The sequence below is a fragment of the Spiroplasma endosymbiont of Atherix ibis genome, assembly GCF_964020005.1.
Classification (GTDB): domain Bacteria; phylum Bacillota_I; class Bacilli_A; order Mycoplasmatales; family Mycoplasmataceae; genus Spiroplasma_A.
On the sequence record NZ_OZ026474.1, the window covers coordinates 702,616 to 722,093 of the forward strand.

General features: G+C 21.0%; 23 protein-coding genes. 5 read left to right on the top strand and 18 right to left on the bottom strand.

What is annotated here, in order from left to right:
- Positions 1-44 precede the first annotated feature (44 nt).
- The 5 genes from AACK92_RS03820 to AACK92_RS03840 all read right to left on the bottom strand — a co-directional run bounded on the left by AACK92_RS03820 (position 45) and on the right by AACK92_RS03840 (position 3,451).
- The gene (locus AACK92_RS03820; protein ID WP_339020328.1) at positions 45-746 is read right to left on the bottom strand and encodes a hypothetical protein; all 702 of its coding nucleotides are present in this window, start codon (positions 744-746) and stop codon (positions 45-47) included.
- A 498-nt stretch (positions 747-1,244) separates the two neighbouring features.
- On the bottom strand, positions 1,245-1,508 hold the full coding sequence (locus AACK92_RS03825) for a hypothetical protein (protein WP_339020330.1): 264 nt from the start codon (positions 1,506-1,508) through the stop codon (positions 1,245-1,247).
- A 45-nt stretch (positions 1,509-1,553) separates the two neighbouring features.
- Positions 1,554-2,045, bottom strand: a complete 492-nt coding sequence (locus tag AACK92_RS03830; protein WP_339020331.1) for a hypothetical protein — start codon at positions 2,043-2,045, stop codon at positions 1,554-1,556.
- A 273-nt stretch (positions 2,046-2,318) separates the two neighbouring features.
- Entirely contained in the window at positions 2,319-3,014 is a 696-nt protein-coding gene (locus AACK92_RS03835; protein WP_339020333.1) for a lipoprotein, read from the bottom strand.
- Positions 3,015-3,325: 311 nt separating this feature from the next.
- A complete protein-coding gene (locus tag AACK92_RS03840) occupies positions 3,326-3,451 on the bottom strand; it encodes a hypothetical protein (RefSeq protein WP_339020335.1) in 126 nt (41 codons plus the stop codon).
- A 53-nt stretch (positions 3,452-3,504) separates the two neighbouring features.
- Here AACK92_RS03840 and AACK92_RS03845 point away from each other — a divergent pair, with 53 nt between their 5' ends.
- Positions 3,505-3,942 (top strand): hypothetical protein, encoded by a 438-nt coding sequence (locus AACK92_RS03845; RefSeq protein WP_339020337.1) that lies wholly within the window; start codon positions 3,505-3,507, stop codon positions 3,940-3,942.
- 511 nt (positions 3,943-4,453) lie between these two features.
- Here AACK92_RS03845 and yihA read toward each other — a convergent pair.
- The 7 genes from yihA to AACK92_RS03880 all read right to left on the bottom strand — a co-directional run bounded on the left by yihA (position 4,454) and on the right by AACK92_RS03880 (position 9,406).
- The gene (gene yihA, locus AACK92_RS03850) at positions 4,454-5,044 is read right to left on the bottom strand and encodes a ribosome biogenesis GTP-binding protein YihA/YsxC (RefSeq protein ID WP_339020338.1); all 591 of its coding nucleotides are present in this window, start codon (positions 5,042-5,044) and stop codon (positions 4,454-4,456) included.
- Between the two features lie 154 nt (positions 5,045-5,198).
- Positions 5,199-5,387 carry a hypothetical protein gene (locus AACK92_RS03855; RefSeq protein WP_339020340.1) on the bottom strand — a complete coding sequence of 63 codons (189 nt, stop codon included), beginning with the start codon at positions 5,385-5,387 and terminating at the stop codon, positions 5,199-5,201.
- A 51-nt stretch (positions 5,388-5,438) separates the two neighbouring features.
- Positions 5,439-5,996, bottom strand: coding sequence for a hypothetical protein (locus tag AACK92_RS03860; protein ID WP_339020342.1), 558 nt, complete (start codon positions 5,994-5,996; stop codon positions 5,439-5,441).
- 4 nt (positions 5,997-6,000) lie between these two features.
- Complete coding sequence (locus tag AACK92_RS03865) at positions 6,001-6,537, bottom strand: hypothetical protein (RefSeq protein WP_339020344.1); 537 nt, start codon at positions 6,535-6,537, stop codon at positions 6,001-6,003.
- A gap of 381 nt (positions 6,538-6,918) precedes the next feature.
- Positions 6,919-7,485, bottom strand: coding sequence for an NAD(P)H-dependent oxidoreductase (locus AACK92_RS03870; RefSeq protein ID WP_339020346.1), 567 nt, complete (start codon positions 7,483-7,485; stop codon positions 6,919-6,921).
- Between the two features lie 145 nt (positions 7,486-7,630).
- Complete coding sequence (locus AACK92_RS03875) at positions 7,631-9,127, bottom strand: hypothetical protein (protein ID WP_339020347.1); 1,497 nt, start codon at positions 9,125-9,127, stop codon at positions 7,631-7,633.
- 6 nt (positions 9,128-9,133) lie between these two features.
- Entirely contained in the window at positions 9,134-9,406 is a 273-nt protein-coding gene (locus tag AACK92_RS03880; protein ID WP_339020348.1) for a lipoprotein, read from the bottom strand.
- 176 nt (positions 9,407-9,582) lie between these two features.
- Between AACK92_RS03880 and AACK92_RS03885 the strand changes: the two genes are divergently transcribed.
- From AACK92_RS03885 to AACK92_RS03900, 4 genes are all read left to right on the top strand, one after another.
- On the top strand, positions 9,583-9,912 hold the full coding sequence (locus tag AACK92_RS03885; protein WP_339020349.1) for a helix-turn-helix domain-containing protein: 330 nt from the start codon (positions 9,583-9,585) through the stop codon (positions 9,910-9,912).
- On the top strand, positions 9,879-10,277 hold the full coding sequence (locus AACK92_RS03890) for a hypothetical protein (protein ID WP_339020350.1): 399 nt from the start codon (positions 9,879-9,881) through the stop codon (positions 10,275-10,277). Before AACK92_RS03885 ends, AACK92_RS03890 begins: the two co-directional genes overlap by 34 nt.
- A complete protein-coding gene (locus AACK92_RS03895) occupies positions 10,278-10,733 on the top strand; it encodes a DDE-type integrase/transposase/recombinase (protein WP_339020352.1) in 456 nt (151 codons plus the stop codon). It begins immediately after the preceding gene.
- 185 nt (positions 10,734-10,918) lie between these two features.
- Positions 10,919-12,250, top strand: a complete 1,332-nt coding sequence (locus AACK92_RS03900) for a MutH/Sau3AI family endonuclease (protein WP_339020353.1) — start codon at positions 10,919-10,921, stop codon at positions 12,248-12,250.
- A gap of 58 nt (positions 12,251-12,308) precedes the next feature.
- Here the strand turns inward: AACK92_RS03900 and AACK92_RS03905 are convergent, their stop codons facing one another.
- The 6 genes from AACK92_RS03905 to AACK92_RS03930 form a co-directional block, all read right to left on the bottom strand.
- Positions 12,309-13,172 carry a lipoprotein gene (locus tag AACK92_RS03905; protein WP_339020354.1) on the bottom strand — a complete coding sequence of 288 codons (864 nt, stop codon included), beginning with the start codon at positions 13,170-13,172 and terminating at the stop codon, positions 12,309-12,311.
- 251 nt (positions 13,173-13,423) lie between these two features.
- Positions 13,424-13,840 (bottom strand): PQ-loop repeat-containing protein, encoded by a 417-nt coding sequence (locus AACK92_RS03910; protein WP_339020355.1) that lies wholly within the window; start codon positions 13,838-13,840, stop codon positions 13,424-13,426.
- 141 nt (positions 13,841-13,981) lie between these two features.
- Entirely contained in the window at positions 13,982-16,018 is a 2,037-nt protein-coding gene (locus tag AACK92_RS03915) for a DUF262 domain-containing HNH endonuclease family protein (protein ID WP_339020357.1), read from the bottom strand.
- A 105-nt stretch (positions 16,019-16,123) separates the two neighbouring features.
- On the bottom strand, positions 16,124-16,579 hold the full coding sequence (locus AACK92_RS03920) for a hypothetical protein (RefSeq protein ID WP_339020358.1): 456 nt from the start codon (positions 16,577-16,579) through the stop codon (positions 16,124-16,126).
- Positions 16,579-17,832, bottom strand: coding sequence for a DNA (cytosine-5-)-methyltransferase (gene dcm / locus AACK92_RS03925; RefSeq protein ID WP_339020360.1), 1,254 nt, complete (start codon positions 17,830-17,832; stop codon positions 16,579-16,581). The genes AACK92_RS03920 and dcm overlap by 1 nt, the downstream gene beginning before the upstream one ends.
- Positions 17,833-17,890: 58 nt before the next feature.
- The gene (locus AACK92_RS03930) at positions 17,891-19,255 is read right to left on the bottom strand and encodes a DEAD/DEAH box helicase (RefSeq protein WP_339021762.1); all 1,365 of its coding nucleotides are present in this window, start codon (positions 19,253-19,255) and stop codon (positions 17,891-17,893) included.
- Positions 19,256-19,478: the final 223 nt, after the last annotated feature.

Genomic DNA, 19,478 nt, shown 5'->3' on the forward strand with positions numbered 1-19,478 from the left:
TTTTAAACTTTGAAGTTAAGCCTATAAATATTTTTTTCAAGTTATTATAAAAAATAAATACTTGGTGGAACTGTTGATTTTTTTATAGTTCTTAAAGATACAGAGTTTTTTATTGAATACTTCATTTCATTTTCTTGATATAGATAAGAAAGAAAAACTTTAATAGCTTCTTTAAATTCAAATATTTTATCTTTAAAATTAAAAGTTTCTAAATGAACCAAAGAACTTAAATATAGTAATTGCATTTCCAAAATAGAGTCATCTTCATAATTTGTTATAATATTTTTTTTAATAACAAATTTATAAATAAAAGTTAATATTGTTAAAGCAATTATTAAAATAGTAATTAGGGAAATACAAGTTAAAATTCAGATAGTAAACTCAATTTGTCTACTTCTTCATATATAAAAATTTATTAAAAATAAAATAATAAAAGGCAAAATTAAAAATACTATTTTAACTAAAGTTTCTAAAGTATCTTTTTTTATTATTCATCTTAAATTTTGATTATTACTATTAATATCAACAAAGTACATAAATTTACTGAATTGAATAGTCAAAATAAACAACATTATAATCATAAATAATGTATTTAAAACAATATTAAAATGTTTGAATATAATATATGTTCTTTTATTTATAAAAACTTGATACTCACTTATAGTTATTAAAAAGAAGTGAATAAAAATTACTGCTATAAAAAGAAAGTACATTAAATGTTTATTCATTTTTTTTATTTTTAACATAAAATCACCTACAAAATTTTATAAAATAACTTATAAGTATATTTTTTATTATATGAATTTTTATTCATTAAATTTTACAACAAAATAAAGTTTACCCCTAAAATTAATCTTGGTCCTAAACTTAAAGATATATTAACACATATTCTATTCAAATTAAAATAAAATAATTTAAAATATTCAATATATAACTTTGAAAAATATAACAAAATTAGTATTAAAATTAAACAATTAAAATTAAAGAAAAAAACTATGGCTAATAAAAGACTTGATAAAGCTTTAAAATAGTAATTAATATTATAAAAAAATAAATAAAATAATTATTTACTTAAATAATGAAATTTATAGTTACTTTTTAGTTTATTAGATGAATTTTATAGTAAATTTAAAGGATTTGTAGAAATATAAATAGAAAAAAACCAATTAACTAATGCTAACTGGTAAATTTAAGATATCATATTCTGAGATTTTAATAGATAAATGTTTATATAAATTTTTAAACTACATAAATTTAATAAAAAATTTAGATTTTTGATTTTCAGATAACTTAAACAACTTTTCATACTTAAAGTTAACTGCTAAATAACCCAATTTAAAAGTAAGTAAGTCAGGATTTTTATCCTTTGCTCCATCTTTTGCTAGTACAAAAGATACATATTGATTATTAAAAGTAAAATCAATTTTATTATTATATCTAGTAGTATCACTATTTGTATCATAATCTTTTAAATCATTTGAGTAATTAAAAAAAATAAACGCTGACATTCTTCAATTATGTATCAAACTGTAAAATTTTGTGTTATTAAAAAATTATTTTATGTTTTGATCACTAAGGTGACTTCAAAGAGATCAAAATATTCTAGATATAGAACCAGGATAGCTATAAGGTTTAGCAAGATTTTCCAAAATATTAGGAATAATTTTTTTATTTCCAATATTCATTAAATAATTTTCATCTGAGTTAAATTCAGGGTATTTAAAACTTGAATCCATGCCATAAAAATTATGCATACCTTTTATTAATACTTTTGAAGTAAACTCACTTAAAAAGTCAATTTTCTCTTCTACTTTTGAAGAAATATTATATGTTACAGATAAGTTAAAATCAGATAGTTCATGAACATATTTATTATCTCCTGAACCAATAACAATAGTTGTTCCCTTTAATTTAATATTTCCAATAGAGTCTGCACTAATATACTCAACTGATTCTTGTACTAAGTTATTTTGTTGTTCTGTTAATTTTAAATTTTTAAGATAATTATTTTTTAAAACAAATAATTCTTTATTTCATTTATTCATATTAGTATTTGTAAAATATAGTTCTTTTAAAGATTCTTTATTTAATTCAGTATTAGGATCATTTCTAAAAATAGTTTTAAAAACTGAATCTATATAAATATTATTTTGATTAAAGTTTATATTTAAGTTCTCAAAACTTTTAAAATAATTGTGTTTAATAAAATTAATTAAATTATTCTTATATTCATCGCTTGAATTTATATAATTTTTTATTTCATCAAAAAATTAACCATACCCCTCATAAGTTTGTTTATTTCTTTTTATATTATTTCATTAAAAATTAGAGTATTTTTTCATTTCATTTGATACTAAAAAATCATTTTCAATATTTTTTACTAAATTATCTCCTGCTACTTTAAAAATTTCACTATCTGTTGAAGTATATTTTAAAGTATCTTTAAGTTCAAACTTTTCAATATCACTTTTACCTTTATATTTAATATTTATTTTATACTCATTTATAAAATTTCATATATAAACGCCTTGAAATAACTCTCCTGATTTTATTTTAAAATTATCATTAAAAATAATTTCTACACCATCAAAAAGTGAATCTACCTCATCCAAAATAACTTTATACTTATTAACTTTTTTCAACTCATTTAACTTTTCTGCTAATAATTTTGATTTTAAAATTAAATTTTCATCATTTTCAATTTGTTTTTTATTTTCAAAAGTTATTTCTTTTTCTCTATTTGAAAAAGCTTTTATATTATCTTTTTTAATAAACAAATAATTTTTTTCTGTTTCTGACAAAACAATAAGATTTTGAATAACTTCAATTTTCATATGATCAATATAAATATTTGTAACTTCTTCTTGAAAATCTCTTATAATATCATTTAAATCCTCTTTTGGTTCTTCTGGCTTTTCTGGTTTAGTTTCTGATTTTGCACCACACGCAACTACACTAACAGTTGATGAAGCAACAATACCAAATGTTGCCAATACACTTAGTAACTTTTTCATATTTTTCTCCTTTTTAAAGACCCTTAAAAAATAATTCAAATTGATATCAATAATTATAAAAAAAAAAAAAAAAGTTCAATACTTTTTTTAACTATTTTTAATAGAAGGTTCCCCCATTTTAGGAGACACTTTTATATAATAATAGAAAGGAAAAAATATATGGCTAAAAAAGGACAAAAGTTTAGAAAATGAACTTTTGTCCTTTTTTAGCCATATATTTTTTCCTTTCTATTATTATATAAAAGTGTCTCCTAAAATGGGGGAACCTTCTTTTATTAAAAATAATTTTTTTTTTTTTTTTAATTTTGCACTTATTGTGTAAATAAACTTGTTGCTCCTATTGCGGATGCAACAAGTATTCATATTGGTATTACCATAATACTTAAAAATATTGTTAATGTTCCTACATAAGATGCTACTTTAGGTTCTTTTATCATATAAAATAGCATAACCCACTATTGTATTTGCTGTTGGAGATGCAACAATTGCAATGCTTAAAACTAAAGCTAAAGATGATATTGAAATTCCTGAAATTGATTTAAAAATTAATGAAAATATAATAAATAAAATAAGACAAATTAAAGGTGTTATAAAACTTTTAACAAAAGAAGCTCATCAAACTAATTTTGATTTAAATGCCTCTTTTATTTCACTTTTTGCCAAAATTGATCCCATAGAAAATCATGCAAGTGGACTTGCTAAAGGAGCTAGAATTGACAAAATTTGATTTACTCCTGGAATATATTTATCAATTCTACTTATTGAATATTCTCCTTTAATAATATGAATACCAGGTATTAATTGAAATAGTCATAAAAATATTCCAACAAAAGTTGCAATAATAATAGGATTTTTAAAAACTTTAAAAAAATCTCATCATTTTTTCTTTTTATCCAATAATAATTCTTGAATTGTTTTTTCATCATAATATTTGCAGCAGCCGAATACATAAAAATTCAAAATCCTATTAAAAATAAAAATGAATATAAATCAATTACTTGTTGCTTTTGAGAATATATTGCCTTAATTATCATTACTCCAAAATAAACTGCTGAAGAAAAAGCAACACTCATTGCAAGGATATCTTGCTTTGATTTTGTAGTTTTTAGAAAAAAGTACTTTGATCCAAAAGTTAAACTTGTGTAAAAAATAAGACCAATTATTGCTATTGCCACTGATTCTCAAATATTTTCTGTATTAATATCTATTAAAAAACTTTTTAAAGCTAATGCTGGTAATGCAACATACAATATTATTTTAACAATTACCTTTTCTCAATTATCAAAAATTAATCGTTTTTTTTGAAAAATAAACCCTATAAATATAACAAGAGAAGTTGCTAATAAAATACTTCAAAAATTAAAGTTTGAAACTACATCTACAATAGCTTTTAATGAATTTTTATAAAAAATTGTTCTCTCTCCTATTGTTAAAAATTATTAATTCATTTCAAACATTTCAATAAAAATATCATAAACTTTATCTAAATTATTTTTTTCTGTTGATGAAATTGATATAAATTTATCATTTGAATCAAATTCTAAATTTTGTTTTATTATTTTTTCATTTTTTAGAATGTCATTTTTTTTACATTTATCCTTTTTTGTTGCCACAATAAAAACTTTAATTTTATGATGTTTAAAAAACTTATACATTTCAATATCATCTTTAGTTGGGGGATGTCTTAAATCGACTAATTGACAAATAAATTTTAACTGTTCTCTACTTGTTAAATATTCATCCATCATTTTAGCAAAAGCTAATTTTTGATCATTATTAACTCTTGCATAACCATAACCTGGAGCATCAACTATTCTAAATTGATTATTATTAATATCAAAAAAATTCAATAATCTTGTTTTTCCTGGTGTTGATGAAGTTTTTGCCAATTTATTTTGATTAGTTAAAGCATTAATAAAAGTAGATTTTCCTACATTACTTCTTCCTATAAAACAAACTTCAGGAATACTTTCTTTTAATCAACCACTTTTATTTGCAGCTGAAGTAATAAATTTAGCTTGTTTTATCATAATATTTTATTCTCCACTTTTATTTTTGAATTTTCACTAATTCTTTTATTATATTTTCAAACTCTTCTGTAATAAAATCAACTTCTACTACTTTTTTATTCTTTTTCAAAACTACTTCATTATAGTAACTAGTTAATTTATTAATAAAATTTTGTTATTTTAAAATTTTTTCTTGTAAAATTTCATTAATATATTTTTGTTCTAATTGGATTTGTTTTTCAAGAGATTTTAAAATACTTTCTTGTATCTCTAAATAATCTTTAAAATCTTGTCTTTTAATTTTATTTAAAGTTTTTAAAGAAAATAACTGTTTTTCTTGCTTATTTAATAATTTTTCTATCATTTTGAAAACTCCTTATTAAACTTAATTAAATTATAAAACAAATTTACTAGTTTACTTGTTTATTTTCAAGTTTAAACTTTTTAAAAAATCAAACAATTTTCAATTATAGTTAAGTTTTACAATATCTTCTAATTGTTTTTCATCTTTAAATGTAATAAAAATAATTGTTCTTTTAAGATTGTAACTAATTTCAACAATATCATCTAATTTTATTACTTCATTAAATAAAATTAATTGATTTTCATATTCAAAAGCTACAATTGAAGATTGTTTACTATTTAAAAGAATTATGTATATAAAAAGTTGAACAGTATAAATTAAATAACAAAATGTGAATATAATACTTAATAATTTAATATCTTTAAATACTAAGCTTATTGCAAAAAAAATTGTCATTGCAAAAAACATAGGTATAAAACCTACAAAAATATATAAATTAAAGAAATTATACATTTTCTTATTCAAATACTTATTTTTAGGTCAAATTAATCTCATTTTTTTTAATCGTTTAAAATGATTTGCAAAGAAAAGATATAAAGCTAATGTTGTAAATAACATTAAAATATAGCCAGTAATTGCACTACTTGTTCATGTATTTGAATATAACATTACTTTATTTCTCCTTTTTACATAATTCTTTAACAGTTAACAATAAATCAAATTTTTTATTTATAACAATATATTTATCTTCACTTATTTCTAATTGTATTGAATTTAGTCAAGTTTTTTTAAAATAAACTAAAAGATAATTACAATAAATTATATTTTCTATATTATATTGAAAATATTGATCATTTAATTGAATCATTATTCTTTTATTTGTTACATATATTGAGCAAATAAGATTAGATTCTTTTAATTCTTTTTTATAATTTTGCTTTGAAGTCTTATTATTTAATTTTACTTTAAATAAATTAATATTATTTTCATAAAAAAAACACTTTTCCTCTTTTGGTAACTCAAAATTTATATTCACCTCTTTTAATTTAAAGTCACTTTTTTCTTGCTTTAATTGAGATTGAATTAATATATTTTGTTCTTTAAAGTTTTTAAACTTATCTTTAAAAATTAATGCTAAAAGTCCTGTAATTATTACTCCAATAAGTCATGTTGAAACTATAATAATAATTAGAACATCTTTGTTTGTCATTTTACAAAACTCCTTTTGCTTTATTTATTATAACAACTATGAATTTTAATTACTCTTCCTAACAAAATAAAATAATTTAAAGTTATTAATTAAATAGTTAATAATAAAAAAACATAGTAAAAAACTATGTTTTTAATTACTTTATTATAAATTTATATTTTTATGTTAAAAATCATTTTAACTAAAACTATTAACAATTTTTTTAATTTTAAATATCTGTGTATAAATAGAATTATTTTCAAATTTAAGGATATTTTTATTTGTAAGCACCTTAAATTATTTATTATTTAAACTATGGTTTTTTAATTACTATAAGTTTTAATATATCGTTTTAACAAAATTACTAATAAATTAAAATTCTTAAACATTAAATGTTGAAAATTATTGTTCTATTCTTTTTAGAAAGTTTTCATGCTCTTTTAAAGTTGATTTAGATAAATTTTTATATATTTCTATAATAGGATTATATAAACCTATTCTTCTCATTATTTGTGCTGTAAGAGCTTCATTTTGTTTTTTATTTTGGTTTCCTGCAAGAGATCACATATCTCCAAGAGAAGTTTCTATAATGAAAGTCTTTTCTATATTAATTGAAGGCATTCAATTAATTGGATCATCACCTTCCTTAATTAAAGTTCCTATAAATACTCTATCTAGAAATCCTTTTAAAATAGCTGGCATTTCAAAAAAGACTATTTGATAAATTAATACAATTTGTTCACATTCATCTCTTAATACATTCATAAAATGTTCCAATGTTGCATCATATTGTCCATAACCAAATAGTTCAAATTCTTCTTTGGTTATTAATGGATTAAATTTCATTTCATACAAGTCTCAAATTTCATATTCTTTATTTGCCTTTTTTAAACCTTCAATAACAGAGTTTGAAATTGCGTGATTAAAACTATTTGGCTTTGGGTTTGCAATAATTATAACTGTTTTCATTTTTTTGTTTCCTCATTTATATTAATATAACACTTTTTTTTAATTCTAAAATAAAAATATTTTACTATTTATTATTATATTATTTTAATAAATAAAAAAACATAAGCTATATAATTTATATTTTTAAATACTTATAAAAATTCTTTTAAAATATATATTCTGTTAATTTCTGTTCATCAAAGTAAATATCCATTTCTACTATCCCAAACAAATCAAACTGTAAATAATTAATCTCTTCATAAAAAATTAATTCATCTTTTGCTACTTTTCTTTTTGCAAAAAAAGTTCATTTATATTCATTTGAACTATTAAAATTAATAGTTGATAATCTTAAATCATAATTTTTCATGTTTATTGAGTATAAAACATTTAAACTTTTAAAAACATTTCTTGTCATATCCAATAAACTAAAAGCTTTCTCCAACTCTACAAAATAAAACTGTTGATAATTATTTAAATCTAAATTTATTTCTTTTCCTGTCATAAAGTTATTTATTTTATCTTTATAAACTCAAATTTTTCCTTTATTTTTATACCATACTTTAAATAAAAAACTGCTTTCGTTTATTTCATAAGGATTTCATAGTTCTTTATAAACACCAAACAATTTCAATGATAAATCTATAAAACTCTCACTAATCTCATCATTTTCTCCATTCATTGAATAAGAAATCGCCAACTTAAAATCAGGCAACTTATACTGATAAGAACTTCCCCCTGCTACTCCAACTCCAATAACAGGAGCAACAAAATCTGCATAACCCATAGCCACTGCTAAATCATAGTAACTATCAGTTACATTATACTTTTCAAACTCCACAGAATTTAAAAACTTATTTAAAAACTCATCTTGAGCAACTCTATATTTCTGCAAAGCTCTTAAATTAAATACTTGTGACTTCAAAGTTTCTTTTATTAGCACTTCATCACCTAAAAGAATTTTTGATATAGTTTGTGTATCTTGACCTTCTTTTAACTTTATAGCATTTTCTTTATCAAAATTATTCATAATCAAATACTCTTTATTCTCTACTAAAAAATCATTTGATCTATATATACTTCTTTTACTATAACTAATATCTAATGTTGGAAAAGCAAGTTTAAAATACTTATCTTTAAGTAACTTCAATAAAGCCTGATGAAAATCTTCACTATCATTATAATACTTTTTCAACTCAGCATTTGAATTTACATAAGCCTCATAATCTTGTTTTGCTCCTTTAATATCACTTCACTTCAAATTCACATACTTTTGTGTTTTTTGTGAAATAAACATATCCTTTGCAATATTTTTATACATCACATCCCCTACGTTTTTAAACGACTCACTTTCTGTTGAAGTATACTTCAATGCTCCAAATTGTTTAAACTTCTCAACATCATTAAGCCCTTTATAGTTAGTCACAATATTATAATCCACTACCACATTACCTATATAACTTCCCTCAACCACTTCTCCTGAATTTATTTCAAAATTATCATTAAAAAGCAACTCAAAATGTTCAAAAACCGAATCGATCTCATCCAAAATAACTTTATATTCATTAACTTTTTTTAACTCATTTAACTTCTGTTTTAATAACTTAATTTGAAATAATTTCTCAACATCACTAGTCAACTGTTTTTTATTTTCAACTGTCAATTTATTCTATGATTTTGAGAATTTCTGAATATTTTTTTTATTCAAAAATTTATAATCATTCTTTACATCTTCTAGAGTAATCAAATTACTTGCAACCTCTTTTTCATAATGTTCTGATCATATCTTTGCCACATCCCGTTCAAAATTTCTAACAACCTGAGTAATATCTTTTTTATATTCTTCTGGTTTCTTCTCAGATTTTGTACCACACGCAACAACACTAACAGTTGATGAAGCAATAACCCCTACTGTTGCCAATACACTTAATAACTTTTTCATATTTTCCTCCTTTTTTAAGACTTTTATAAAACAAACAAATAATTCAAGTTGATATGTATGATTGTAAAAAAAAAAAAAAAAGTCAATGCTTTAAACCCGGAAAAATAAATTACCTTCCCCGAAGGTTCCCCCATTTTAGGAGACACTTTTATATAATAATAGAAAGGAAAAAATATATGGCTAAAAAAGGACAAAAGTTTAGAAAATGAACTCAAGAAGAAAAAGAAAAAATTATTGAATTAAGTTTGAATTGCTATTCTCTAAAAGAAATAGCATTAAAATTTAACTCAACTACTGGATCAATTGGAACAATAATTAACAAATATAAAAATGCAAAGATAAGTGAAGCAAAACCTCGCTTGCCTTATAAAATAGATTACAGCATATCTAAAAAGGCAAATGATTTGTTTATAGGAGTTCTATTCTACTATAATAAAGAATTAATTAAGGAGAATAATATTTTAAAAAAGCAATGAGCCTCCAAGGGCGAAACCAAAAAGAAATAATTCAGGAATTATTAATAAATATGAAATATAATCGAACAATAATTTGCAAAATTTTAAATATCAATAGAACATCAACATATAAAGAAAATAAAACTTTAATGAATTTCCTCAATGATACAAGAATTATGAATTTAGTGATTTCAGAAATTGAAAAAAATAATTTTCTTAGTGCTTATAGTGCTAAAAGATGATCTTTATATTTTAAATTGAATTATATTGACCATTTTAGGATAAATCACAAAAAATTAGAACGTATATTTAAAAAATTTAATCATATTGCATATTATATTAAGAAACAAACTAAACATGAAATTAAAAAATATAAAGAAACTATTAGAAAAAATTATCTTAAAGAAGCAAAATAAATGGTATTTGAAAACATTTGAACTAGTGAAATAACTCAATTTTCAGTTAAAACAAAAAAAGGTTATATTTGCACAGTTCAAGATAATTTAACTGGAGAAATAATAGGAAAATCTAAAAGAATAGATAATCAAAAGACAGATTTTGTACTTGAAGCTGTAAAAATTGCATATAAAAATAAAAAATATTTAGGTCCAATATTATTACATTCAGATAATGGAAATCAATATACTTCTGAAAACTACATAAATTTATGTAATGATTTGCAAATCATTAGAAGTTATTCAAAACCAGGAACACCTAATCATAATGGCAAGCATGAAAGTTTTCATAGTCGTTTAAAAGATGAAACTATAAGAACATGTCATATTGAAAACATCAATCAATGCTTAAAAATAGCATGAGCATGATTAGATTTTTATAATAATGATAAAATTAGAATAAATAAAAAATGATAAAAAAAAAAAAAAAACGTTCCCCCTATAGAGGGAACGTTTTTTTTAATATTTTTTTATAAACTTATAAAAAAATGATAAACTTATAAGTATATTTAAATAAAATAATTATAAAAAATTTCTTTGAAATAGAATATAATAGTTTAATTTACTTTATAATCAATAAGTATAAAGGAAACTTAGTTAACATGGATGACAAACAATATAAACAATATTTATTAGAAATATATGAAATAGCTCAAAAAGCTAAAGGAAAAACTTTAAGAGAACTTGCAAATAAAAATATTGATAAAATAAGATATTTTGACAATAAAGATAAAGTAAAACATTTTCTTCAACAAGCAATATTTAATATGCCTCTATTAAGTAAAGTAGAATATACTTTTGAAGATCTTCAATTAGAATTAAAGCCAGTTGCTTTAAAAAGAAATAAATATGATGAATTAATAGTAAAAGAGCGTTTACTTTTAAATGATATTTACTATGATGAAATAGTAAATGAAATATTTAAAGATTCGAAATGTATTAATAGAAATCAATTACTTTTAATCATAACTTATATTTATGATTACGAAAAAGATTTTTTGGATTTTAAAATTCATGATGCTTTTATAATAGATATTTCTAGACAAAAAGAATTTTTATTAATAGTAAATGACTGAATTGCTATTCAAGAGAAAGTAAAAAAAGGAAAAGCAGAAGAATTAAATGAAGGATTTACAAAAATTCTTTGCTCTTCAACTAAAAGTCAAAGTAGAATTGATTTAAAAAAACAGCCCTATTCAAATGTACTTGCAAGATTTAGAAGTTATTCATTTAATATTAATTTTTTAAAAGAAATTATTTCAAGGCACAAAAATAAAGTTGAATATATTAATGAAATTTTTGAAGAAAAAGAAATAAAAGATATTGTTGAATTTAAACATGAACAAATTGAAGAATATATGACAAGTATAATTGGAAAAGATATTTCAAATTATACACAATCAAAAGCAAACCAAAAACATCAAATTGCTTTTGAAAAATTTTTAAAAGAGAATAATCGTGATTTATATAATTTTTTAAAAATTACAAATTTTAAATTAATACATAAGTTAACTCAAAACAGTAATTTACAAGAACAAATTACAACCAATTATGAATTAGACCCTTTTGAAATAATGAATGATGAATTTGAAGAAAGTACATTTTATCAAGATATAATATTAAAAAATTATTTAGTAATTATGATTGAAAAAGATACTAATAAAATACTAAACTTTAAACTATTTAATTTAAATGAACAAGATATAAAAAATGCTCAATTAGTTTTTTATAATACTAGAAAAGAAATTGAAAAATTAATCAAAGAAAATAAATTAAATAAAGAAGAGCCTAATTTTGTAAAAACAAAAGATAATCTATCAATTAGTTTAAGAAAAAGTAAAAAAAATGAATATGCAACTTATAAAGTCAACGAAAAAGATTTTAAGCTTCCTGCATATGAATTTATAATTAACAAAAATGTAATTTTTAAATAAAAAAATCTCTATTTTAAAATAGAGATTTTTTTATTATTAATAATTGAAAATTAATAAACTATGATCTAGCAATTACTAAATCTAATTTACCTGAAACTAATGTTGAAGTTACAACTGCTTCGATTACAATTGATCCATCTAATGATGTACCAGCATTTATTTTAGTAATTTTAACATCTGTTGTTAATGCTACTTCTTCAAGTCCTTTAACTGTTTTTAAAGCCCTAATAACTTCATCAACTGTTGTATCATTTGTTGGAGTTAATAAATTTTTAACTGTTGATAAATCAACTTTTACTAATTGATCAATTTCAAAAGTTTTTGAAGCTTCAACTAATGTTGAAGTTCCAACTGCTTCGATTTTAATTGATCCTTTTGCACTTAAAGTAGCATTTGTTTTAGTAATTTTAACATCTATTTTTTCTACTACTTTTTCAAGTCCTTTAAATTTTTTTAAAGCTGCAATTACTTCTGCATTTGTTGTAGAATTTGTTGCTGTTAATTTAAAATCAGCTGTATCTAATTTAATTTTTCCTGTAGATGCTTTTTTAGCTTCAATTTTAACTGAAACTGATGAAACTGTTTCTTCACTTTTAGTTGAATCTTTAACTTTATGAATAACATCAACTGTTTCTTTAACTTCTTTATCTTTTACTTTATCTGCTGTAGTTGAAACTACAATAATTACTTCTCCTGCTTTTTGTGAACCAGCTTTAACTTCTACATTTAAAACTGAATCTTTAGCTAGTTTGAAAGTAATTGTTCCATCAGCTGTAATTTTACTTGTTTTAACTGAAAATTCTTTTGATAAATTAGTTTCACTTAAAGTAACATCACTTGCTTTGTTTCCACAAGCAACAACTGTTGCACTTGTAGTTGCAACTAATCCTGCTGCACCTAATAATCCTAATAATTTTTTCATTATTTTTTTCCTCCATAATTTGCCCGACTAACACAATCAAGCTTAATATAATTATAAATTTAAAGTTTCTTGTTTTTTAAAATATATTAAAAGTAAAAATATTTTATAATAATAAAATTTTTTTTTTGATTTGAAAAAAAAAAAAAAAACTGTTTTATTAATATATAATATATTGATTAATTTTCTATTTTCTCTTCTAGAATTTCAACTTGTTCTTCTAAAACTTCTACATTTTCTTCTAATTTTTCAATTTATTTTTGCATATTAATTATTTCTTCACTTAAAAGCTCATTTTCATTTTGTATTTCTGTTACTGAAATTTCTTCTAAATTTTCATTTATTTTTTTATCTTTTTTTAATCTATTTAAAGTAATTTTGTCTTTAACTTTATTACATATAATAAAGATTAAAATAAATAATGATGCACCCATTACAGCTAAATTTGCACACCCTACTTGTAAGTCTGGTGTTTCTTTTGTAAAAAATGCATAACTTGTTCATATACATGAATTTAAAAAAGTTAAAAAGAACATTATTGGGGAAAGTGCTTTAGTATTTTTTGTAATACAAACTTTAATAACTTGAGGCATTAACATTGAAAAGCTTGTTGCAAATCCAATTCATCCAAGAATTAAACTAGCCATTTCTTTACTTTGTGATGAAAGCAATAAAATAATAAAACCCCCTTTAACTTTTTTATAATAACAAATAAGTTAAAGTGGGTCAAATTATAATGTTTAATGATTGAATAAAAAAATAATAAATAATTATAAAATAAATTAAAATTTTATAAATGTGAATTATCAAATTTAATTATCTTTTCAAATATCACAACAAATTTTTGTTAATTGTTTAGTTCTTTTTTTGATATTATCTTCATAAAAATTATTAAAACTTCTTAAACCTGTTAATTCTAAAAATTCATCTTTATAACCTTTAAACTGATATGAATTAAGAATTTTTCCTTCTTTTGAATATTCATAAATTTTATTATTAAAAGTTTTATTTTGAATTTTAGAGTTTGATTTACCTTCAATACACATTAAATTACCTAATTTATTTAAAAACTTAGTTTTTCATCTCTTTGCTTCTTCTAATGTTAATTCATGATCACTTCATACAATTATATCTTGATATCACTCTTCATTAGGTTTTTGAGGAATTATATGTTCAAGCGTTCTTTTTTCATATTTTGTATCAATATAATTATAATCATCTCCAAATAAGTTCTTATTATTAGATAAATAATTCTCTATTCTATATCCTATAAGAGTTGCTATTTTATTTGATATATCATATTCCATTAAACTATTTTTAAATCTTTCTAAAGAAATTCTATTATTTAATTCATCTTCATGTTCTCCTATAAATAATTTTCTTATAAAATCAGGAGTTATAATTCCATTTCCTAGCTCTTTTAAGATATTAAGATCAATATATTGAGAAAGGGATTGACCTTTATAATTGGAAACTTGAAGTCGTACTTCATATTTTTCTATTTCAAAAAAAACTTTTCTTATTTGTTTTGTAATTTCTTTATTTGTTTTATTGTTTTCATAATCAAAGTTTATTAAAATTTTCATTAATAGAGGATAATAAATTTCTCTACCTTCTAACATGGTTAAAATATCTTTAAATCTATATGTTAAATATTCTAATTTATTAAATGAATTAGAATCTGAAACAGAAATATACATATATATGTATTTACCTAAATCTATAAATAGTTTTCTAGATTCTTCAAAAGATTTTAAATTTCTATTATTAATAAAATCAGAAATTAAGGTTTCTTTAAAACTTTCAAAAGCTGAATCAGCTTCATATTTTTTTTCTTTCAATCTTAAAAATACATTTATAAAACTATCCATTTTTGATGTAGGATTTTTAAAATTTTTAAATTTTGAAATAATTTCTTCTTCAAAAGTAAATTGTAACTGTTGTTCGTGTTTATCAACTATTTGATGATTTATATGCATAAACAAAAAATTTTTTATTAAATCCATAGTAGAAAGTTGTAAAGATTTAGTATTCAAATTTTCAAATAAAGTATATTCGTTTGAAATATGGTCTATAGTAACAGAGAGAATTAATTGTTCATAAATTTTTTTAAAAAAACTATTTAAATTGTTTTCATCAAAATTTCTAATCATATTAAAAACTGCAATTGAATTTGTAAATACTGAAGTTGTGGTTTCTTGAATTTGTTCACCTTTTATAATGTTGTTAAATGTTCTAAAATCACTGTTAGTATCTATTCTTTTAAAGGTCTTTGATATTGCATTTTCATCATATTGATCAAGATTAAATAAATTATATAAAATATCGGGTATTTTATAATCCTTTATCAAATATACATTATATATTTGTCTTAAAATTATTAAACAAGTTGTTAATCTTTGTTGTCCATCAATTAATTTATTGTTTAATCTATCTCTAAATGAAATAAATAATACAATACCTCCAATATAATGATATTTTCCAGAATCTAAATTTAAAATATCATTTAAAAGGCCTATTGCAAGTTTCTGATCTCAATTATATTGCCTTTGATAAATAGGAATTGCAATTTTTGAATTATCACCAGTTTTTAAAAAATAATGATTTATAAACTCTCCAAAAGAATAATTCTTTGAATAAATTAACTCTTCACCACTTCAATTCATAGGTAAATTTATAATATTTTCTTTACTAACTTTAAACCTTTTAAAATTATCATAAATAAACATATTTTCTACATCATTGATTTTGTAATAATCAATTCACTCTTTTTCAAAAATATACTTATAACAGGCTTGAATTATTTTTTTATTATCATAAATTCCTTTTACTTTATATGTTGTTAGCAATCTTTTAAGAGATTCATTATTTTTTATATCATCTAAATTATCAACTAAAAAATCTGCCTTATTATCACATTTAGAAATAGCTTTATTAATTGTATTTTTTATCTTTTAATCAATATCATCATAAGTTAATTCATTTTGTATTAATGTAGCAATAGAAAATCCATTATAAAAAGTGTGTTCATTTTTAAAACTGTATTCAGTATAACCATTTAGTCTTTTTTCAATAATTTCTCTTGCTTGTTTTTCTAAATCTTCGTCAAAACCATATTCAACAATAAAATCATATTCAAAAAAAGTATCTAGTTTTTCAATGAATTCAGCATTTTTTAATTTAATAAATCCTAATGTACATCAAACTCTTAAAATTTGTACAAATGTACTTCTATCTCCTTTTTTAATTATATTAATATCTTTTTTATTTATTTTAACTTTTAATTCTTTTCCTGATGGAGTAAGAGAAAAATTTAAAATATCTCCTTTTTTAAAACAATTAGTTTTTATATAATCTTTTATATAAATATTAAAATTTGTTGCAATATTTCATGCGTTTCCTGATCTCATTATTTTTTTCCTTCTTTCATCATATTATTAAAAAGAGCTACCAATACATTTACTGCAATTGAATTTCCTGCTTGCCTATAAAGTATTTCTTTTCTTTTATTAAAGACTGTAACCTTTTCAAAATCATCTTCTGTAAATCCCATTAATAAAAAAGTCTCTCTAGGAGTTAAAAATCTATAATTGGATTTACCCGTTTTTTCTAATTCTTTTATTATTTCTGTCTCCTTGAGAACAACAATACCTGCATTAGGGTGTCTATCTTGTTTTATTGTAATAGTTCTTACAAAACTAAGATATCTATGCTCTCCTTTTATAATTTGAAATATTTTAGGATTTTCTTTATACATTTTTCTTCTACTCGGTGTATTATTTGGCGAACAAATTTTAGCTTCATTTTTATATTTTTGTATTGAATAATTTATTTTTAAAATTTTTTTTAGTTGTTTATTAATTTTAAATTCTTTAGATACATCTTCAATATCATCTGAATCATTTATGAAATTTTCTATATCTAATAAAATTTCTTCATTTTTTAATATACTAATTGCAAATACTCTTTTTCTTTTTTGTGGTATTCCATATTTACTAGCATCTAATATATAAGTTTTTGTTTCATAACCTAAAAAAGCTAAAAACTCTAATCATTCAATATAATCATCTTTATGTTTATTAGATATCATATTTTTAACATTTTCCAATAATAAATATTTAGGTAATTTATTAAGTTTTTTTAATTCTTTAAGTATTCTTTCAATTTCTCATAGTAAACCACTTCTAGTATTAGACCCTTTTGCCATTCCTTGATTAAAACCATGAAAACTTCCTGCAACAGATAAATCTTGACAAGGAAAAGAATAAGTTAATAAATCAAACTCTCCAATATTATTAATAAGTGTTTTTCCAGTTATTTCTAAAATACTTCCTTGATTATTGCAATTGATTAAAGAGCTATATAATAACTCTCTAACTTTTCTAGGTTGTCTTAATATAAATTTTTCATAAGCTGGTTTTTTTCCATCATTTGAAAGAGTATATTTTGCAATAAAGTTATTAATTTCATCATCGCCTAGCTTTTCTGCTATATTTTTATTATTATGATGTATAGCATTATAACTTAAATTTGCTCAAATATCTCATTCACTTGTTCCAGCTATTTTATAGTCAAAACCCTCTACATTTTCTTTAAGTATTTCTAATGCTTTATGTTGTGCTCCAATACCAGCAAATGTTTCAAATACTCTTAATTTACTCATAAAAAAATACCCCGCTAAGAGTAATTTTAATTTTTTTTTTTTTTTTACAAGAGGTTAACTAATTAATTTTAAAAATAAATTTTGGTTTTTTATGAATTTTTTTCTCAGATCCATTTTTAACTTCTTTTCTATCTATTATTTTTTCAATTTTTTCAATAAAAATTTTTGCCTTATCTCCCTTTTCACTTCTAAGTTTTTCATCTGAAAAGAAAATATAAGTTTTATATTCTTTTAAATTCATCATATTTTTTTGCACTTCTGTAATTTTATTTAAATCAAATTTTCAATCGTCTGGAGTATCTCAATATAAAATTTGCTTTTCATAATCATAAATATTACCATGTCCAAACTTTGTTGAAATTGTATTGGTTGAAGCATCAATTGCAAAAATTTTATCTTCTTTATTACTAATAATTCCCCCTACACCTTTACCTTTAAATTGATTATCTTTTATTGTAATAGAACATAATGCTTGAAATTGATTATGATTTAAATGCAAACCTTTAAAACTTTCAATTTCATTATTTAAAATTTTTTTTAATAATTTCTCATTATTTAATTTAAATTTTAATAAGAAAGTAATTTCTTTTAAAAGAATCTCATTTTCAGGATTAAAAATAGATTTAAAAGCAAAATTTAAATCATAGTAAAAATTATCTTTTTTTGTTGGTGAATAATAAAAAGAAGCTAAAAATACTTTGTTTACAAGTTTATTATTTGAAATTTTTTTATTCTCTATTATTTTTAAAATTTCTTTAATTAAATTTTCATTATTAAAGAAAATAAATTGACGAATTCGTGTTGGATTATTAGCTATTTGATTTTCTTTAAAATATGTTTTTTCAAGATTATAAAATTCATAGATACTAACTTCTTTATCTTTAAAAAATGATTCATAATCTTCAAATATTCCAGTTCTATATTCATCAATAATTGCTACATATAAATTATGTTTTTCATACTCTTTAAGTTTTTTCAAGAAATCTTCTTTAATAAATTTTGAAAGTATAAAATTACAATCTCCTGGTAAAAAGTTATTAATATGATCTATATTTTTTTCAAATTCACTTATTTTTAAGTCACTTGTAAGAACATTAAAAGCCATTAAAGGATTATATTTTTTATTTACTTTAATATCAACATTATTTACAAAATCATATATTTGTAATCTTTTATCAGTAACTTTTATCAATCCTCTACCAAGCTGTTGCAAATAAATTAAAATAGAAGCAGTTGGTCTTAAAAACATTACAGTATCTATTTCAGGAACATCCACACCTTCATTTAAAATATCTCTTACACAAAGAAAATTTATTTTTCCACTTTTAAAGTCTCTTAATATTTTTTGTCTTTTTTCTTTTGTAATTTTTTCAGAAACTAAAAATTCGCTTCTTTCTCCCTTTTCATTTAAGTATTGTGATAAATCTTGTGCATGTTATATTGAATTACAAAATAATATAGCTTTAATATTTCTAGAATTTGTACCTATATATTTTTTTATGATTTTCATAAATGAATTCATGTCTCTCTTTAATATTTAAAACTTTATTTAATTTTTCAGTTTTCAAAATATCTATATTTGTTAAATCAATTGAATCATCTTTTATAAAAAAATAATCAAAATCACTTAATAATTCTTTTTCAAT